Source organism: Azospirillum sp. A1-3, from assembly GCF_023806445.1.
Lineage (GTDB): Bacteria > Pseudomonadota > Alphaproteobacteria > Azospirillales > Azospirillaceae > Azospirillum.
On sequence record NZ_JAMSLU010000007.1, the window covers coordinates 44192 to 61107 of the forward strand.

The window sequence follows — 16916 nt, forward strand, 5'->3', positions numbered from 1 at the left end:
TTCTCGCGCCAAAGGACGGAGATTCCCGAGAGCAATATCAGCAACCCTCTTCAGTTCGCGTGTCAGCGGACGCCCAACAGACACATCACGCTTTGCCTCATCGATGCCCCTCATCCGCTTCCAGTCCAGTCTTGCCGCTGCTGAACGGGCCCTTGGCCGGCTGGACGCCGCCCTTGCCGATCCGTCCATCCGCCGCCGCCATCGCGCCGACGCGCGATACCGTGCGGTGTGCGCCGCCCTGCGCCTCGACGGCCTTGCTGTCAGCGCCGACGACCTCCGTCTGATCGAGGTCGCTCCCGACGTTGTCGCTCCTGACGCCAGAGCCGATGCCCGGTTGGGCGCTGCCCTGCGGCGCTGGAGCGACGCCCTCGACCCAGGTCACGTCTTTGCCAGGAGCATCCCACACCCCGCGCCCGGTCCCGCCGACGGTCTGCACGAAGGGACGGTGGAGCAGTCCCCCTCCCCGTCGCCCTGGACGGCCGCCTGGGCACGGATGGCGCTGGCCGGCTGGGCCGATGTCCACGGTCGGCCAGGACCAGAGGCTGACGCGACAGAGGCGCTCATCGACGGCCTGGAAGCGGTGATGCGCACGCTGGCCGCCGCCCCCGGCTTGGACGGCGCCTTACGGGTGGTGCTGCAGCTTCATCACCGCAGCGATCCGCCCCTGCCCCGCCCTGCCGGCGATAATCCGGTTGAGCCCCCGCTGGCTTCCCCCCTGCAGCAGGACGCGCAGCCCGGCTCCCCTGCCGGATTTTGGAGCATGCTCGTTCGACTGGGAGCACCAAGCCTGTTGCGCCGGGCCTGCGGTCTGCTGCAGGCCGAACTGCCGCTGGTGGTGGGCCTTGCCGCAAGCCCGGCATTGTTCCGTGCCATGCTGGCTGCACGGGACGAGGTGGCGGTGGGCTGGCTGCTCGATCGTGTCGCCCAGCAAGCCGAGAGCGAACTGGAGCGTCTTGACATCCTGGAGCAGCGCGCCGCTGCCCGCAGGGCCACCTTGCGGGGACGGCGCCGTGATGCCGGAGCCTGGGCGCTGGTCGAACGGCTGGAGGAGGAGCCGGCCCTCACCCTTGGCCATGCCGCCCGGCAACTGGGCTGCAGCGAGCGCGCCACCCGCATCACGCTCAATCTGATGACTGCAGCCGGCATTCTGCGGCCGCTGCCAGCGTGGCGGGAGAGCGCAGAAGGGCAGCAGCGGGTGGTCCGGCCATTGGTCTGGCTGGCGGCAGACACGGTGCTGGAGCGGTCAACGCCAATCAAGCAGCCTCCCCGGCGCGTGCAGCGGCGCAAGGATCAGGCGGTGCCACCGCCTGGCACGGCGATGCACTGGCAGCCGATCGCCACCGCGCCAATCGACGGTAAGCGCTGCCTGGTGTGGGCTGGACGTCCAGCCTTCGCCGTTTTTGCCTCCCCCGCCCCAGGTGCCCCACCTGTGTGGCGTGAAGGCCGGCGTGTTTTGCAGCCGACGCACTGGCTGCCCCTGGCCCCCCCGGGATGCAGGTCCAACGATGACTAAGGGCGGACAGGCCCCTTGTCATTCGATTATCTTACATCGCAGCGATAAAACTAAAAATTGACTTGAGCCTATCAACATTGTCTGCAAAGACAGGAGCAAGGCTGCCTGGATGCTTTGAAGAAATTTTAGAGAACAAGGGGGATTGGATGAGTGATGACAACAAGGCAGAGCTTCTCACGCTGACGACCAGGATCACCGCAGCGGTCGTGCGTGGGCAGCCGATGGCGGCCTCCGCCCTGCCTGACCTGCTCCAGTTGGTTTATAGCACCCTCGCCCAGCTCCAACATTCCGGCGCACCGCCAGTCGAAAGACAGCGTCCGGCTCCTGCCGTGCCGATCAACCGCTCCGTGACGACCGACACAATCACCTGTCTGGAGTGCGGCAAAAAAGGCCGGACGCTCAAACGGCATCTGGGCAGCGAACACAACCTGACGCCCGACGCCTATCGCACAAAGTGGGGCCTGCCGCACGACTACCCCATGGCCGCGCCAAGCTATGCGGCTGCCCGGTCGGCATTGGCAAAGTCACTGGGGCTGGGACGGGTGGGCCGTGGCCGCCCCAGAGCCAAGAACACTGGAACGCCGCAAGACGCGTAGGAAAGCTCCTTTTGAGGGGCTGCGCGAACACGGGCAGCGGGGACCGGCGCCTGTCCCCGAACGGCGGATCAGCGGTCGTTCATCATTCAAACCAATTCGCTCAGCCGCCACCAAACCGACGTTTGGCGGGTTGCGAAGTTGCGGAAAAACGTGATGGCCGTCCAGCAGGCCAGACCCAATCCTGCGCCAGTGAACCAGGGAGCGACCAGGCACTCACCGGTCACCGCAAAGATAACCGCCATCACCGGCGTGCTGCGCGCACCCGCTGCGATGGCAAGGAATTCGTTGAAGCAGCACAAAGCAGTCCCGACGGTGAAAGCCACAGGCATCCCGAAGCACACGCCGCCAAGCACCAGGAGCGGACCAAAGGCAGCAGCGCTGTTGACGATCCACCACATCCTCATCTCCGCACACCCTCACTTGTTTTGCACCGGCCACGCGCAGCATACGGCTTTTTGAGCGCACCGACCCAGCAACAAGTTTGCCACCCTCGTGCAGCATCGGCCGAGGCTTGGTGCGGTCCAACCTGACATCCTCTTTGCCCTGACGGGCGGAGGTTCCGGAGAGCCGCATCCTGCGGCCCTCCGGCTGGGTCCCGCGTCATCGGGCCGCTTGGTGCGGTGTTCCTCCTCAGGCGTCAACGCGCCGTCCGCGCGCCGTAGAATATTGGTCGCCGCGTTGGTGTCGGCGTTGGCCCTGTGGCCACAACGCCCGCACACGAAGACGGCTTGGCTCGGCCGGTTGGCGGCATCAACATGGCCGCAACAGGCGCAGGTCTGGCTGGTGTCGGCGGCAGGCACCTCGACCAGCCTGCCGCCGCGATCCGCCAGCTTGTCGGCCAGCATGGTGCGGAACAAGCCCCATCCCTGATCGAGACTGGCCCGGTTCAGTCCGGCTTTCTGCCGGACCCGGCGGCCCGGCTCCGCGACCGTGCCCGTCGCCGACGCAGACAGGCTCCGCACCGGCAACCCCTCCACACCGACCACACCGTGGGTCTTGGCGATGATCGTGCTGTGCTTGTGGAGAAAGTCCTTGCGGGCGTTCGCCACCCGCATCTGAATGCGCGCGATCCGGCGCACCGCCTTGCGGCGGTTGGCCGATCCGCGCGTCTTCCGCGCCAAGGCCCGCTGAGCCTTGCGGAGCGCCCGCAGCGCCTTTTGGCCGGGGTTGGCCGGGGCGATGCCGGTGCCGTCGCTGAGCGCGGCGGTAACCAAGTACCGCCGCCGCGTGTTCACCAAAGCCGTGCTCGACGATGCCCGCACCATTTTCGCGTCGGTGTGCGCCGACTTCGGCGCTGAACTCATCGAGATGGATGGTGAGGACGACCATGTGCACCTCCTCGTGCACTACCCGCCCAAAGTGGCGGTCTCGACGCTGGTGAACAGCCTCAAAGGCGTGTCCAGCCGCCGCCTGCGCCAGAACCATCCGGCCTTGGTTCACCGCTCCTGGAAGGGCGTCCTGTGGTCGCCCAGCTACTTCGCTTCCTCTTGCGGCGGGGCCCCGATCAGCATCATCCGCCAGTCCATCGAGCAACAGCGCACCCCCGGCTGAACCTGATGTCGGCGCGGACGCGCATCTGCGCCTATCTCCGGCCTGAACGCCGGAGTTTGCGGCGGTGAACTCCGGGTCAATACTCCCGACCGCCGACCGCCGACCGCCGACCGCCACGCCGACCACTCCCTGCATTTCGGCGGTGCCCCGCTGGGCAAGGGCAGCGGTGGCTGGACCTTCGACATCACCAAGATCCGGGCCGAGTAGGGCGGGCGCGTGAAGCCCCAATAGCACCCAGGGCCCACTGCCCCGTTCATGCTATATTCCGCTCCATGTGCACCTGCTCGTCACGCTGCCGCCGACCACCGCTTTGTCTGAGTTCGTGAACGCGCTGAAGACTGGGACAAGCCGCGCTTACGGGCGGAGTTCCCGGACGAGGTGAACCGTTGGGACAGCAAGCCCGCGCTCTGGACGCGCTCGCACTGCGTGATGTCCGTTGACGGGGCTCCGCTTGAGCTGCTGAAGCGCGACATCGAGGGGCAGACCGGCGCCGATGAGGGAGCGGACCGGGCAGCGCGGCGCATGTCTCCTCCAGCCAATCCAGAAGAGTGAATCGAGCCCCCATGCGCCAAATGGTGGGTCGGCGGCTTGGGAGCGGAAGCCGCGCCCCCGATGTGATTGGAGATCGGTGAGGCCGCAATCGCCCGTCAGCAAACGGACTGGGACGACTGGCGACGCCGATCGGCCTCCTGCCGACTGGCGTGCCGGTCGGTAGAGTCCCAACCGTTTCGCATTCCTTCGATTCGCTTCAAAAACCCCACGCCACCGCCACGTTGGTCGGTAGAGTCCCCAGGATAAGCCGCACAGCCTACCCTGCCGGGGTGGGAGTCTACCGACCCATGTTGGGAGTCTCCCGACCATGGCCCGCAAAAAACCGGTATTATCCCAGGGAGTCTACCGACCAAGCAAATAATATGTCTAATAAACACAAATAGGTCGGTCGGTAGAGTCCCACGGTCGGCAGATTCCCAATTGACCACGTGCCAGCATGGTCGATTAAATCCCTCCATGATCGATGCTCGAGCTCTGATTCAGTCCTACGGTCTTGATGCCGCCAAGCAAATGGTTACCGACAAGCGGGACCGGCAACGGCTCGACATTGCCGCAGCCATGCTTGCCGAGACCGAGGATAGCCTCGGCATCTGCCATGCGGGCTTTGCGCTTACGGCTCTGCCGCACAAGGACACCAAGGAAGCCTTGTGGCGACGCGATGGTCACCGTGTCACGCTGCATGTAGAAAGCGGCAGGGAACGGGACGGCTCGGCAATCGGCATTCCGTATGGCTCCAAGGCCCGGATGATTCTGATTTATCTGCAGACCCAAGCCGTCCGCGAGCGGTCGCGCCAGGTTGAGCTCGGCCGGTCCATGCGGGCATGGCTCACGGCCATGGGCATGGCCAACACGGGTGGGGCGACCTATCGCTTGGTGGCGGAGCAGGCCAAGCGTATCGGCGCGTGCCGCCTGACATTTTTCACCGACATTGGCGGCGGTGAGCTGCGCACCAACGGTTCCTTTGTCGAAAGCGAGTTCAGCCTCATTGGCGCCCTCAATGATGAGGCCCAACCCTCACTGTGGCAAGAAACCGTCGTGCTGAACGACGCCTTCTATCGCTCCCTGGTCGATCACCCGGTTCCAGTCAGCGAGACTGCCCTCAAACACATCGGCAACAAGAGCTTGGCGATCGACGTCTATATCTGGCTCGCCTACCGCCTTCATGTCCTGACCAAACCGACCGCAGTGTCGTGGCCGGCCATGTTCGGCCAGTTTGGTGCGGGGTTCGCTCAAATGAAGCACTTCAAGCCAAGCTTTTCTGATGCCCTGCGCGATGCGCTTGCCGCTTATCCTGACGCTCGGGTGAAGGTTGAGGAGGGTGGTTTGCTCCTCCACCCCAGCCGGCCGCCAATCGCCAAACAGGCCGAGCGTCTTGGTCGCTACTGATTGGGAATCTACCGACCCAACACGACTGCCATTCCCCCTGCACCAAAGAGGCAGCATTCAACTGAAGGCGCTCACGCTGTTTTTGCTTGGCCGTGTTTGCGAACGCATCTCTTTTCTGGTCCTGCGCTGAGGCAGTTTCTTCGACCCAGGGCCACTGCAAATAGCGGGGAGAATCGCCACGCCTATGCAACCAATGCCAGCAGCCATCATAGCGGGATAGCACCCACACCGGCTTGGCCCAGCGCACCGACAAGATGATCGGCCGAGGTGCCTCACCCTCCTCTGCTGACACGGATGCGCCCGCTCAACTCGTTTGGAATGCACAGGAAGTTGCCCCTGCTTTGGGTACTATCGCCTTAACTCAGGCAGCCACAAGGGCTTGAGTCTCAGGCGATTTCACGGACGCCTCGCGGCGTTCGGATGACCTCACCACGGCCAATGGCGTCCCACCGAAGTAGGGATTGGTTGATCGTGGGTCGGCGGGGGCACCCCGGCTCCCGGATCGGTACGGGCCGAAGGCCCGCACCCGTCGCTCCCCAAACTCGCGCACGAGTTCGGCAAGGACCGCCGCCTTCCCCTGGAACAGCCAACCGTTGGGGCGCGCACGGCGCGCTTCGATGTTGGCTGCCGCAGTGAGGTCGGCATGCATTCTGTGGCCGCACCAGAGACACACGAAGTTCTTCTGGTCGCGGCGATTCCGCTTGTCCACGTAGCCGCAGCAGGAACACGTCTGCGACGTGTAGGCGGCGTTCACCTCGGTGGACGTGATCCCGAACCCCTCCTCCAAGTCGCGCAACTTGTCCTGGATGATCGAGCGCCCGCAGTTGCACAGGATCGCGTTCAGACGTCGGGACAAGTCGGAATGGCGGAAGTCCAGCCGCTCCAGCACCAGTTCCCGAGGCTTGCCCTGCTCAACAAGGCGGTTCAGCACGCGCCCGACTTCCGTGCGCAGGAAGCCGCGCACGTCCTCGACCAGCGCCCGGTAGCGACGGCTGTCGCGCGGCTTGCGCCCGGCACGCTGCTGACTGGCGGCGATCATCGAGATGAGCGCGTCGTACCGCTTCAGCCGCTTCAGCCAGCCTTGGCCAAGCAACTGGCCCTCGCTGGTCGCGAACAGCGTGGACAGCCCGAAGTCCAGCGCCAGCACGCCATGGCCGTCGTAGTCGGCGCGGCTCTTGGCGCAGACCTCGCCCATGTCGGTAACAACGCCGAAGGTCAGCCGACCGTCGCGCTCGTTCACCTGGATGCCGTTGGTGACGCGGCCGGGACGCTCGGCGTGGTAGGTATAGGTCAGCAGCGGGACGGCGATCTTGCGGCCCGTCTCCAGCGTGGAGAGGTTCACCCACCAGCCGACCGCGCCGCCCTGCGTCGCCTTGACGGGCCGGGCGATACTGCCCGCGCGGTGGTCGAGGCGCATGGAGAGGCGCGACAGGTCCGGGCGGCGGTGCTGCGCCATGCCGTGGCGCATGATGGTGCGGGCCAGTTTCCGGACGGGGGCCGGGATGACCTCGCCCGAGTCCTTCATCACCACGTCGCCGCGCCGGAACCAGGCGCCCAGGACGTTGATGGTGTGCAGCATATGCTTGGTGACGGGCGGCAGGCTGCTGCGGTTCACCGTGTCGCGGAACTCGTTGGCCCGGTTGCTGACCCAGCCCTGCAACTGGCCGACGACCTGCCAGCGCGCCATCTGGACGCGGTTGGCCGCGCCGATGACGGTGGCGAAGGTCACCTTGTCCACGTCGTGGTTCTTGTCGAACCGACCCGCCTCGAAGAACAGCCGCCACTGCTCGCGGCCCAGCAGCACCGCGCCCCGGCGGTAGGCCCGCAGCAGCGCCAGCACCGCCGCCTCCTTGCTCACCGTCAGATTGGACGGCAGCAGGTCGGTGCGGTGGACAGGCGGGTGCTCGGGCTTGGCGCGGACCATCAGGCGGCTCCAGTGAGGAAGCCGTAGGGCAGCGTGCGCCCGACGCCGTTGCGGACCAGCCGCGCCATGCGCTCTAGGCAGGCCTCGGCCTTGCGGTTCCAGCGGAACGCCGCCTCGCCCGCGTAGCGCCCGAGGTGCTTTGGCGAGACGAAGTGGAACACGCCGACCACAGCACGCCCCAGGAAGCCGTTGAAGGATTCGACGCGGTTGACGTGGACGCGGTGCCCGGTCGCCTCGTCGGTTCGGGCGTACTCCCGCTGGCTGTGGTTGACGGACAGGTGGGTGCGCGCCGCGCCCAGGTGCTTGTAGGCCGGGAGGCCATCGGTCATCGCCACGGCGTCCGCGTCCAACACGCTGCTCAGCGCCTCGGCGACGGCGGCCTTGCCGTGGGTCGGGATGACCTTCGTCACGACATCGCCGCCGCGCTCGGCGGCGACCAGCAGCAACGGACGCTTGGTGCCGCGACCCTTGGGATTGGGCGGCGGCGGGTCGCGGTCGTCGTCCTTGCGCTCCGGCTTGGCGCGCTTGCGCGGCGGTGCTCCGGCATAGGTCTCGTCGATCTCGACGATGCCGGAGAGCAGCGTGTTCTGCTCGGCCATCATGGCGCGGATGCGGTGTCCGAGGTGCCACGCCGTCTCGTAGGAGACACCCAGCATCTCCGCCAGTTTCACGGCGGAGATACCTTTGGACGAGGCGACGATCAGATAGATGGCCTGTGCCCAGGTGAGCAGCGGCAGGTGGGTGCGGTGCATCGGCGTGCCAGCGGTGACCGAGAACTGGCGGCGGCAGGCGGTGCATTCCCAGCGGCGGATCGTCTTGAGCCAGCAGGCGTGATCGACACAGCCGCACACCGGGCAGACCGGGCCGTCTGGCCAGCGGGCGCGCTCGAACCATGCCCGCGCGGCCTCCTCGTCGGGGAACAGGTCGTTGAAGGCGCGGAGCGTGAGGGCAGCGTCGATCATGGTCCTATTCTAGGGATTGTGTCCTCCTGCGTCAAGGCGAGAGGCCCGCCTGCTTTTATCGATGCCGTAACCAACGCCGGCGATGCGCTGATGGAGCGCTTCCATGTCCGCCTTGATGAATTCGACGAGCATGACCGGGCGGCAGCGCCGGATGGTCTCGGCGGCGACGACATTGTCGGGTCGAAGGGCGGAAACGACCAGCTCTATGGCGATGAGGGCACCGACACCGTCCAGGGCAGCAACGACAACGACGCCCTGTTCGGGGGCAGCGGCAACGATCTGCTGCTGGGCAACATGGGGGCGGACACGCTCTAGGGCGGGCGGGACACCGACACGCTCTATGGCGGTCGCGATGACGATTGGCTGTTCGGTGACATGGGCGACGATAGCCTGATGGGTGATCAAGGCAACGACCGTGTGGTCAGCGACAACCAGGCCGCGTGCTGCGAAGCCTCCGTCTTCAGGCGGAGGAGGGTGTCACGGCTCCGGCAGCCACTAGTGCACTGACGTAGACATAGGATTCACAACGGGCGGGCAACGTGCGATTCTGTCGGCATGGCCCAGACCGTCAGCGTCATCATCGGAGCGGAGGATCGTGCGCGTTTGGCCGCGATCCTCGCTGACCGCAATCGCCCGCAGAAACATGCGCAACGGGCGAACATCGTTCTGCTTTCGGCCGAGCGATTGCCCGTGCTGGAGGTGGCCCGTCGGGCCGACGTCAGCCGCCCGTCGGTGTGGCGCTGGCAAGTGCGCTACGCCGAACAAGGCGTCGACGGGCTGTTGCGCGACAAGACGCGCAAGCCCGGCCGGGCGCCTCTGCCGACCGCCACCGTGGCCAAGGTGCTGGCGCTGACGTGTTCGGAACCACCCGGCGCCGTCACCCATTGGACCGGTCGAGCCGTGGCCAAGATCATCGGCATCAGCCTGCGTGCCGTTCAGCGCATTTGGGAGGCCAACCGCCTCCAGCCCCATCGCATCCGTACCTTCAAGCGCTCCAACGATCCGGCTTTCGCCACCAAGGTGGAGGACATCGTCGGCCTCTACATGGACCCGCCGTGCCATGCGGTGGTTCTGTCCATCGACGAGAAGAGCCAGATCCAGGCACTTGACCGCACCCAGCCGGGTTTACCGCTGAAGCCCGGCAAGTGCGGAACGATGACGCACGATTACAAGCGCAACGGAACCACCACGCTGTTTGCCGCGCTGAACACCCTGGACGGCACCGTGGTGGGGCGCTGCCTGCCCAAGCACACCCACAAGGAGTTCATCAAGTTCCTCAACGCCGTCGAGCGCGTCGTGCCGGTCGGCAAGGTGATCCACGCCATCGTCGACAACTACGCCACCCACAAGCATCCCAAGGTGCTGGACTGGTTGGCCGATCATCCACGATGGGTCTTCCACTTCACGCCGACCTCGGCATCCTGGATCAACGCCGTCGAGGGCTTCTTCTCCATCATCACCCGCCGGAGCATCCGACGTGGCGTGTTCAAGTCCGTGGCCGCTCTCCAGGACGCCATCACCCGCTACATCCGCGAGCATAACAGGGCATCCAAGCCCTTCGTCTGGACCAAGCCCGCCGACGACATCCTCGATAAACTCAGCCGTTTGCCTGCACCTTCTGAATGAGTCAGTGCACTAGCGGGTGAACGCCCCTTGATATCGCATGGCGGCGTATGTACATTGAGGTGCATCTAGCCAGGAGGTGCCACATGCGACAGTCCGTGACCATGCGCTTCGACCCCGATGTGCTGAAGGCGGCTCGCGGCAAGGCCGTTGGCGACAACCGCACGCTCACCAATTACATTGAGACGCTGATGCGCCGCGACCTTCAGTTGAGGTCTGTCGAGCCAACCCTCGAAGTGATCGCCCCCGCCGACATTCGCAACTCCGTCGCCGTTCCGGTCGCGGGCGAGACGGAGGATGAGCGAAAGCGCCGTGACGACGTGTTCTTCGCCGTCCTTGATGCTGGCGGCTATTGAGGGAGCCACCGTTCAAGCCGCGCCAGTTCGTCTGGTGCCAGTTCCCCTTCATGGAGGAGCCGCTCCGCCCTGGGCCTGAAGAACATGTCGGCTACGTTGCCGACATCCGCCGCATCGACGGCAATGCCCATCTTACGGTGATGTCGATCTATACGACCACCACCCCCATGGGAACCGGGCGTCAAACTTCCGCTGGGAATCATCCCTGTCGAGCCGACCATAGCTGAGAAGATGAACCAGAAGGGATTCGTCATGGACGCCCGGAAGGTTGCCTTCATCCCGGTCAACCGAGCCTTCTTCCCGCGCCTCGCCGACCCGGACAAGGGCATCATCGTCACGGCAGCCGACCGCTGGCATCAGTTGGTTCAAAACACCCTGCTGAAGCTGGCGAAGCGGCCAGAACCCGTCCTCAAACTGGGGCCTGATGTCCCTGGCCTTCGTCGTACAAAGTAGAGATTACGCTGCCATCGCCCGGATGTTGGTGTACGTCGCGGGAGCCGTGGCGGTGACGATCCCAACCAACCGCTCAAAGGCCGATTGGTAGCTGTGGCGGCGGTTCCAGCGGAACACGAACTCGTTCAGGTGGGCGTTGAGGTACTTGTCGCGGAAGCCGTGGAACACCCCCACCCCCCCTCTGCGTCAGGATGGTTGTCGCCTGAATAGGGGTGTCTGAATCCGAGGGCGACGAGGAGAGAGCCGTTGGGCAGATACGGACAAGCCTTCAAGGATCGGGCGGTGGCTCGGCTGCTGCCGCTCGAGGGCACCTCGCCCGAGGCGGTGAGCCGGGAGCTGGGCGTCTCGGCGATCACGCTCGAGCGCTGGCGGGCTGAGGCACTGACCAGCCCCGCCCGGAACCGGAGCTGGACGGCGACCGCGCGCCTGGACGCGGTGCTCGCCACGGCGGCTTTGGACGAGGCGTCGAAGGGCGCCTGATGCCGCGAAAAGAGCATCTATCCGGAGGAGCTGGCGCGCTGGCGCCAAGCCGCCACCCAGGCGCTCGCCGGACCCAGGGAGGTCCGCGCCAGCCCAAGCGAGACCAAGGCCGACCGCAAGCACAGCCGGAAGCTTGAGCGCGAGCTCCGGCGCAAGGACAAGACCCTGGCCGAAACCGCCGCGCTCCTGGTGCTCAGAAAAAATCTTAAGACTCTCACAAAACAAAATAAGTCATTTTCCGGACAATTTTATATAATTTCGTGTTTTGAAAAGAAAACTCTGTTAATATTTCCAGTGTATTGGGCATCATCTCGTGATTGATACAGATCAATATGGATTATGGATTTGTAAACTTTTTAGAGACACAGGATATTTATTCCACAAATCTCCGCAAATGTTAATAGTATTATTTCCACATCAGGTCGGTATCATAAGCGCACGCATGTCGTCTCGCAAAGGCAAACAACAGCAAGGCAAGTCACCCATTACCCACAAGGGCAAAGGGTCAGTTGGCCTTTTGCCCTTGTGGCTTGGTCAAGCCCCACGGCATGGTCGGTGTGGAGGCGTTGCCGGTGCGGAGCCTGTCTGCGTCGGCGAACGACCTGCGCCTGTTGCGGCCAGGGCGATGCCGCCACCCCGGCCGAGCCGAGCCGTCTTCGCGTGCGGGCGTTGCGGCCACGGGGCCAAGGCCGACACCACCGCGGCGATCACCATCCGACGGCGCGCGGACGGCGCGTTGAAGCCTCTGGAAACACCGCACCAAGCGGCCCGATGACGCAGGAACCAGCCGGACAGCCGCAGGATGCGCCTCACCGGACCCTCAGCCCGTCAGCGCGGAGGGGATATCAGCCGTCCTTCTGCTCGGCGGGAGACCACACCGCGCGGAGGGCGCAGCTGGGCCGCGGCCTCGGTCAAAAAACTGCTGGATCGCGCCCAGGGGCTGCTCCCGGCCGGCTCGGCGAGCCCCGCCGCTCCGGCCGACGCCGCAAGCCCTCGCCTCCCGGACGTCGTCTCGGAGACCACCTGGCCGCTGCGGCGAAGCAAGGGGCAAACCGCGGGGCGATGGCCGAGGCCGGTGAGTTTGTCGTTGCGCCGGGCACCGGCACCGCTTAGATGCCGGGAATGTCCACCCGTCCCGGGGGCTCCAACAGCCGCGTTCCGCCATGTCCCTGCCCCCCCTTCCCCACCTTCCCAGACGGAAGGACACAGGCGACCGGCCGCCCCTTCCTCCTGTTCTGGAGGGGCGTCACGGTGGCTGGTTCCGCAGCCGCCTGTTCCTGCTCCGCGCCCTGGCCAGCCGGAATGTCCGCGACAATGATTTCGCCATCGTCGCCCTCGGGGTTGTGGCCGCAGCGCTGATTAGCGGCGGGGTCGCCCTCCTTCAGAAAGCCGTAGGGCTGCTCCATTCTGTGCTCTTCGATCTCCCGCGCGGCGCCCATCTGAGCGCGGGCATCGCCATCGGCCCCTGGCAGCCGCTGATCGTTCCGATGATCGGCGGGTTGGCGCTCGGCGTTTTCGGCAGCTTCGCCCGGCGCCTGCGGGCGAAGGACATCGTCGACCCCATCGAGGCCAATGCGCTTTACGGCGGCACGATGTCCCTGCTCGACAGCCTCCGCCTGGCCGCCTCCACCTTGATGTCCAACGCCTTCGGCGCCTCGGTCGGCATGGAGGCGGCCTACACCCAGGTGGGGGCGGGCGTCACCTCCACAGCCGGGCAGGCGGTCAAGCTTCGCCGCGCCGACCTGCGGATCCTGGTCGGCTGCGGCGCCGCCGCCGCCATCGCCGCCGCGTTCAACGCCCCGCTCGCCGGGGCCTTCTATGCCTTCGAACTGGTGATCGGCAGCTACACGCTCGCCGCCCTGGCGCCGGTCAGCCTGTCCGCCATCACCGCAGGCATCATCACCCGCTGGACCAGCGGCCACGACACCATCTTCGCCGTCTATGACCCCGTCAGCGTGGGGCCGAGCGACTATCCCTTCTTCGTCCTGGTCGGCATCGGCGCCGCCATCCTTGGCATCGCCACGATGAAGGCGGTGACGCAGGCGGAACGGCTGTTCCGGGCGGCGCATGTTCCCGGCTGGCTCAGGCCGGCCGTCGGAGGGCTGCTGGTCGGCACGATCGCCATGCTTTTCCCGCAGGTGCTGGGCAGCGGCCACGGCGCGATCCAGCACAACATCGTCCTCGGCTATGACGGGGTCATTCTGGCGGCCCTGCTGGCCGCCAAGGTCATCGCCTCGTCCATCTCCCTCGGTGCGGGCTTCCGCGGCGGGCTGTTCAGCTCTTCGCTGTTCCTGGGAAGCCTGTACGGCAGCCTCTTCGTGAAGATCGTCGGCTGGCTGCTGCCCGACGTGGGCATCCACTATACGGCCTTCATTCTGGTCGGGATGGGATCGGTCGCCGCCGCCATCGTCGGCGCCCCGCTCACCATGGTCATGCTGGTCGAGGAAGCCACCGCCGACTTTCCCGTCACCCTCGGCGTGCTCACCAGCGTGGCAGTCGCGACGATGATCGTGCGCCGGATGTTCGGCCATTCCTTCGCCACCTGGCGCTTCCACCTGCGCGGCCTGCCCATCCACGGCGCGCACGACATCGGCTGGATCGAGAATCTGACGGTGGGACGGATGATGCGCCGCGACGCCAAGAGCGTTCCCGCCTCCATGAGCCTGGCCGAACTGCGCCGCATGTTTCCGCTCGGCAGCGCCAAGCAAGTTTTCGTGTTTGACGAACGCGGAGGCTATGCCGGCATCATCACGCTCTCCGCCGTGCATGATCCGACTCTGCAGGAGGACATGGAGCAGCGCGCTGCCGGTGATCTCGCCCGGACGGCAGATGCCGTCCTGCTGCCGGGGCAGAACGTGCGCAGCGCTCTCAAGCTCTTCATGGAGACGGAGGAGGAGTGCCTTCCGGTCGTGGAGAGTGCGACGACGAAGCGGCTGCTCGGCTATTTGACGGAGGCCTACGCGCTGCGCCGCTACAATCAGGAACTCGAACGCAAGCGCGCCGAGGAGCTGGGCGAACGGCATCTCTTCGGCTGACGGTGCCGTATCCTCTGGCTCGGCATCACGCCCTCGTACTCCCGCCCCCGGGTCTCGGACGACTGAGATGGGACGCATCGATACACGTCACCCAACCACCCTCTTGGGTTTGTTCCCCCCTGCCCATCTGACCAGTTGGGCAGGAGGGAGACTGTGAGCGCTGCCACTGAACGCTGCACCAGATCGGCACCAGAATGTCTGTCCAGGACAAAAGGCTTGCCCCCTGCCCAGATCGTTTTTCGGCATTCGCTTGGTCTCTGACGCCTGTGTTGAGAAAATGGACAGGCGCCGCCTGCAAACTCCCAAGCCCACCTCCATTGAAGGTGCGCTTCTTTTTCATTTGAGCTCTATTTCGTCTCTGCTGGAGGATTGGCTCATTTGTAATCTGATTACCATCCAAGGCAATCGCAAGACCAACATCGCCGCCGCCCCCCTGACCACGCTTTCGCCCTCGGCAGCCTCACCCAATGCACCTGACAGGTCCGGTGCGGGGAGGCCCCCCGCACCGGAAGCCCGGTCAGCCGATCGGTGGATAAGACCACCATCGGCGTGGCAACAGGCGAGGATCAGCCCGCCACATCAAGATGGTGCATCCACGCCGCGTCCGCGTGGCTGACATCGAGGGTGTGGGCGGCGCCGTGGCCGATCACATCGGCCACCGGGTCTTGCGCCAACGAGGCGGCGGGCTCGGCCACCGGAGCAGAGGCTGCCGTCTGCTGTCCGACCAGATGCTGGTAGACATCCTGCTGTCCGTCAGAGGCGAGAGAGGCTGTGGAGGCGCTGGTGGGGAAGAAGCTCTTGTCGGCGTTGACCACCAGCGTGCCGTTCCACCACATCCCGCTCTGTCCCTTGACCACATCGCGCCCATCGAGCGCGCCCCTGTCGTAGCTGACGATGCTGTCGGTCGGCGACACGGTGTGGCCGTTGATTGCCAGCTTGCTGACGATCAGCGAGCGATCCTGACCGTTGATGACGGTGTCATTGTCGTACTGGACCTGGATTTTGTGCCCTTGGCCGGCGCTCAGATCGGCGGTGAAGCTGTAGGGCTTGTCGGTGGTGCCGACCGTCGCCTCACCGATCTTCTGGCCGTCGACCAGAAGTTTGAAATGCGCGTTCACCCCACCGGCCAGGGAGCCCGACGCATTCACCGTGATGGTCGTGGCGCCATGGTCAACAGGGTCAAGGGCCGTGGACTGCCACGGGCTGGAGGTGTCCAGGCTCACCGGCTTCGACAAAGTGCTGGTGCCCGACACGCCACCCGGCCCGGACAACAGCGTGCCCAGATTGTAGGTGCTGTTGTTGGAAACCACCGCCTGCACAGTGCTGGCGTTCATCACGCCGGTGGACTTGGCGTTAAAGTTCTCGATGGTGTTGCCGGTCACCGCAAGCGTGCTGTTGGCATGCAGGCCGCCCTCCTCGCCATAGGCGACAATGGCGGGGTTCTGGCTTGTGGCGCTCTGCACGATGGTGTTGCCACGGATCGTGGTGGCACCGCCGTTCGGCACATCGATGCTGTAGCTGGCGGTGCCGCCATCGCCGTCGATGATGCGGTTGTTGGTGATGTCGGTGACCTCAGCCCGGCTCTTGATGTGATGGCCGACCGAGGTGTCGTGGAAATAGGAGTTGGTGACGGTTAGCTTTGCGATGTCGCCAACATAGATGCCGTGCGTGTAGCCCGTGCCACTGCCGTTGTGGGCGAATTCCGAACCGGTGATGTTGATGGTGCCGGTCGCCGACGGGTTGGCCAGAATGCCGTTCTGGTTGTCATGGAAATAGCAGTTCTGGATCGACAGGTTGCCGGCTTGGTAACGGACCCCCGCCCCATTGGCGTCGGCGACCGTGGCGCCGGAAAATTCAATGTGGTCCAGCGTCAGGTCGGCGTTGGCGACCAAGATGCCCTTGCCGTTGCCAATGTTGCCAGTCGTCTGCAGATGCGCCAAGCCGCCCACCCCTTGGATGGTCAGCTTATGGTTAATGGAGGCTGTGTCATTGGTGTAGGTACCCGCCTGCACCTGAATGACATCACCACTCTTGGATGCAGAGATTGCATCGCTCAACCGAGCGTACATTTTGCCGGAGCCGACGGTCAAAGTGCTCATTGTTTTCCTATGCTTTGTTTGGGCTTGGTTGCCCGCGTGGATGTTCGAAAGCTAATCATCCGATCTCTTTGGCAGGGGGGACAAATTCTGGCAAAATTTTATCGAAACCCTGTGACATCAGCGGAAGCTGGAAAGGCAGAAAAAGATCAACGCCCACAGCGCCACGCTGAGGGTCACAACAACGGCGATGCACACCGGCACCGGCAATGGCTTTGGCAGCGGCTTTTCCAGCGGCTTTGCCGTTTGGCTGGCGTCTTCGCGGGCGACATCCGTCTTATGGGCTGCCTCGCCCATGGTGGTTCGGCTTCTGCTTGACCTGTCCATCCGGCTCACCCCTCAAAAGGCTGAATGCGCCAGCAGGCTGCTTGTTCACAAGATCGGCAGAA

At 64.9% G+C, this 16916-nt stretch carries 18 protein-coding genes and 3 pseudogenes; 12 read left to right on the forward strand and 9 right to left on the reverse strand.

The genetic code is table 11. The features are described from left to right. Nucleotides 1-97: 97 nt before the first annotated feature. Nucleotides 98-406, reverse strand: coding sequence for a hypothetical protein (locus tag M5E06_RS30790; protein ID WP_252141506.1), 309 nt, complete (start codon nt 404-406; stop codon nt 98-100). 177 nt (nt 407-583) lie between these two features. Between M5E06_RS30790 and M5E06_RS30795 the strand changes: the two genes are divergently transcribed. Together M5E06_RS30795 and M5E06_RS30800 are read left to right on the forward strand one after the other, a co-directional pair. Beyond that, complete coding sequence (locus tag M5E06_RS30795) at nt 584-1513, forward strand: hypothetical protein (RefSeq protein WP_252141507.1); 930 nt, start codon at nt 584-586, stop codon at nt 1511-1513. 146 nt (nt 1514-1659) lie between these two features. After that, nucleotides 1660-2109 (forward strand): Ros/MucR family transcriptional regulator, encoded by a 450-nt coding sequence (locus tag M5E06_RS30800; protein WP_252141508.1) that lies wholly within the window; start codon nt 1660-1662, stop codon nt 2107-2109. An 86-nt stretch (nt 2110-2195) separates the two neighbouring features. Here the strand turns inward: M5E06_RS30800 and M5E06_RS30805 are convergent, their stop codons facing one another. After that, nucleotides 2196-2507: a hypothetical protein gene (locus tag M5E06_RS30805; RefSeq protein WP_252141509.1), complete on the reverse strand. Its 312-nt coding sequence runs from the start codon at nt 2505-2507 to the stop codon at nt 2196-2198. An 18-nt stretch (nt 2508-2525) separates the two neighbouring features. Beyond that, nucleotides 2526-3413 carry an RNA-guided endonuclease InsQ/TnpB family protein gene (locus M5E06_RS30810; RefSeq protein WP_353654376.1) on the reverse strand — a complete coding sequence of 296 codons (888 nt, stop codon included), beginning with the start codon at nt 3411-3413 and terminating at the stop codon, nt 2526-2528. On the opposite strand from M5E06_RS30810, the pseudogene tnpA reads away from it, so the two are divergent. From tnpA to M5E06_RS30820, 3 genes and pseudogenes are all read left to right on the forward strand, one after another. Beyond that, nucleotides 3316-3660: pseudogene (gene tnpA / locus M5E06_RS30815) on the forward strand (IS200/IS605 family transposase); the annotation flags it as partial. The gene M5E06_RS30810 and the pseudogene tnpA sit on opposite strands and share 98 nt — an antisense overlap. A gap of 274 nt (nt 3661-3934) precedes the next feature. Continuing rightward, nucleotides 3935-4042, forward strand: coding sequence for a transposase (locus M5E06_RS35935; protein WP_353654377.1), 108 nt, complete (start codon nt 3935-3937; stop codon nt 4040-4042). A gap of 626 nt (nt 4043-4668) precedes the next feature. Next, nucleotides 4669-5598: a replication protein RepA gene (locus M5E06_RS30820; RefSeq protein ID WP_252141511.1), complete on the forward strand. Its 930-nt coding sequence runs from the start codon at nt 4669-4671 to the stop codon at nt 5596-5598. Between the two features lie 361 nt (nt 5599-5959). On the opposite strand, the gene M5E06_RS30825 is transcribed toward M5E06_RS30820, so the two are convergent. Together M5E06_RS30825 and M5E06_RS30830 are read right to left on the reverse strand one after the other, a co-directional pair. Further along, on the reverse strand, nt 5960-7522 hold the full coding sequence (locus M5E06_RS30825) for a zinc ribbon domain-containing protein (protein WP_252141512.1): 1563 nt from the start codon (nt 7520-7522) through the stop codon (nt 5960-5962). Beyond that, nucleotides 7522-8484 carry an IS1595 family transposase gene (locus tag M5E06_RS30830; protein WP_252141513.1) on the reverse strand — a complete coding sequence of 321 codons (963 nt, stop codon included), beginning with the start codon at nt 8482-8484 and terminating at the stop codon, nt 7522-7524. The genes M5E06_RS30825 and M5E06_RS30830 overlap by 1 nt, the downstream gene beginning before the upstream one ends. A 90-nt stretch (nt 8485-8574) precedes the next feature. On the opposite strand from M5E06_RS30830, the gene M5E06_RS30835 reads away from it, so the two are divergent. From M5E06_RS30835 to M5E06_RS30850, 5 genes and pseudogenes are all read left to right on the forward strand, one after another. Continuing rightward, nucleotides 8575-8799 (forward strand): calcium-binding protein, encoded by a 225-nt coding sequence (locus tag M5E06_RS30835; protein WP_252141514.1) that lies wholly within the window; start codon nt 8575-8577, stop codon nt 8797-8799. Nucleotides 8800-8811: 12 nt separating this feature from the next. Beyond that, nucleotides 8812-8991, forward strand: a pseudogene (locus M5E06_RS35940) (hypothetical protein); the annotation flags it as partial. Nucleotides 8992-9039: 48 nt separating this feature from the next. Beyond that, nucleotides 9040-10110, forward strand: a complete 1071-nt coding sequence (locus M5E06_RS30840; RefSeq protein WP_252141515.1) for an IS630 family transposase — start codon at nt 9040-9042, stop codon at nt 10108-10110. 83 nt (nt 10111-10193) lie between these two features. Next, on the forward strand, nt 10194-10463 hold the full coding sequence (locus tag M5E06_RS30845) for a YlcI/YnfO family protein (protein WP_252141516.1): 270 nt from the start codon (nt 10194-10196) through the stop codon (nt 10461-10463). 231 nt (nt 10464-10694) lie between these two features. Beyond that, a complete protein-coding gene (locus M5E06_RS30850; RefSeq protein ID WP_252141517.1) occupies nt 10695-10916 on the forward strand; it encodes a hypothetical protein in 222 nt (73 codons plus the stop codon). Nucleotides 10917-10919: 3 nt separating this feature from the next. On the opposite strand, the gene M5E06_RS30855 is transcribed toward M5E06_RS30850, so the two are convergent. Beyond that, entirely contained in the window at nt 10920-11084 is a 165-nt protein-coding gene (locus M5E06_RS30855; RefSeq protein ID WP_502802019.1) for a hypothetical protein, read from the reverse strand. Between the two features lie 78 nt (nt 11085-11162). Between M5E06_RS30855 and M5E06_RS30860 the strand changes: the two are divergent. Next, nucleotides 11163-11606: pseudogene (locus M5E06_RS30860) on the forward strand (IS3-like element ISAzo10 family transposase); the annotation flags it as partial. 899 nt (nt 11607-12505) lie between these two features. Here M5E06_RS30860 and M5E06_RS30865 read toward each other — a convergent pair. Further along, the gene (locus tag M5E06_RS30865; RefSeq protein WP_252141518.1) at nt 12506-12802 is read right to left on the reverse strand and encodes a hypothetical protein; all 297 of its coding nucleotides are present in this window, start codon (nt 12800-12802) and stop codon (nt 12506-12508) included. 3 nt (nt 12803-12805) lie between these two features. Between M5E06_RS30865 and M5E06_RS30870 the strand changes: the two genes are divergently transcribed. After that, entirely contained in the window at nt 12806-14431 is a 1626-nt protein-coding gene (locus M5E06_RS30870) for a chloride channel protein (protein WP_252141519.1), read from the forward strand. Between the two features lie 566 nt (nt 14432-14997). Here the strand turns inward: M5E06_RS30870 and M5E06_RS35945 are convergent. Beyond that, nucleotides 14998-16530: a carbohydrate-binding domain-containing protein gene (locus tag M5E06_RS35945; protein WP_353654378.1), complete on the reverse strand. Its 1533-nt coding sequence runs from the start codon at nt 16528-16530 to the stop codon at nt 14998-15000. Between the two features lie 117 nt (nt 16531-16647). Next, a complete protein-coding gene (locus M5E06_RS30880) occupies nt 16648-16824 on the reverse strand; it encodes a hypothetical protein (protein ID WP_252141520.1) in 177 nt (58 codons plus the stop codon). Nucleotides 16825-16916 lie beyond the last annotated feature (92 nt).

Bases quoted from the DNA above. Each gene is read 5' to 3' on its own strand.
- M5E06_RS30795 (WP_252141507.1), top strand. From the start codon at position 584: ATGCGCACGCTGGCCGCCGCCCCCGGCTTGGACGGCGCCTTACGGGTG.
- M5E06_RS30800 (WP_252141508.1), top strand. From the start codon at position 1,660: ATGAGTGATGACAACAAGGCAGAGCTTCTCACGCTGACGACCAGGATC.
- M5E06_RS30805 (WP_252141509.1), bottom strand. From the start codon at position 2,507: ATGTGGTGGATCGTCAACAGCGCTGCTGCCTTTGGTCCGCTCCTGGTG.
- M5E06_RS30810 (WP_353654376.1), bottom strand. From the start codon at position 3,413: ATGAGTTCAGCGCCGAAGTCGGCGCACACCGACGCGAAAATGGTGCGG.
- M5E06_RS30820 (WP_252141511.1), top strand. From the start codon at position 4,669: ATGATCGATGCTCGAGCTCTGATTCAGTCCTACGGTCTTGATGCCGCC.
- M5E06_RS30825 (WP_252141512.1), bottom strand. From the start codon at position 7,522: ATGGTCCGCGCCAAGCCCGAGCACCCGCCTGTCCACCGCACCGACCTG.
- M5E06_RS30830 (WP_252141513.1), bottom strand. From the start codon at position 8,484: ATGATCGACGCTGCCCTCACGCTCCGCGCCTTCAACGACCTGTTCCCC.
- M5E06_RS30835 (WP_252141514.1), top strand. From the start codon at position 8,575: ATGGAGCGCTTCCATGTCCGCCTTGATGAATTCGACGAGCATGACCGG.
- M5E06_RS30840 (WP_252141515.1), top strand. From the start codon at position 9,040: ATGGCCCAGACCGTCAGCGTCATCATCGGAGCGGAGGATCGTGCGCGT.
- M5E06_RS30845 (WP_252141516.1), top strand. From the start codon at position 10,194: ATGCGACAGTCCGTGACCATGCGCTTCGACCCCGATGTGCTGAAGGCG.
- M5E06_RS30850 (WP_252141517.1), top strand. From the start codon at position 10,695: ATGAACCAGAAGGGATTCGTCATGGACGCCCGGAAGGTTGCCTTCATC.
- M5E06_RS30865 (WP_252141518.1), bottom strand. From the start codon at position 12,802: ATGGAGCAGCCCTACGGCTTTCTGAAGGAGGGCGACCCCGCCGCTAAT.
- M5E06_RS35945 (WP_353654378.1), bottom strand. From the start codon at position 16,530: ATGAGCACTTTGACCGTCGGCTCCGGCAAAATGTACGCTCGGTTGAGC.
- M5E06_RS30880 (WP_252141520.1), bottom strand. From the start codon at position 16,824: ATGGGCGAGGCAGCCCATAAGACGGATGTCGCCCGCGAAGACGCCAGC.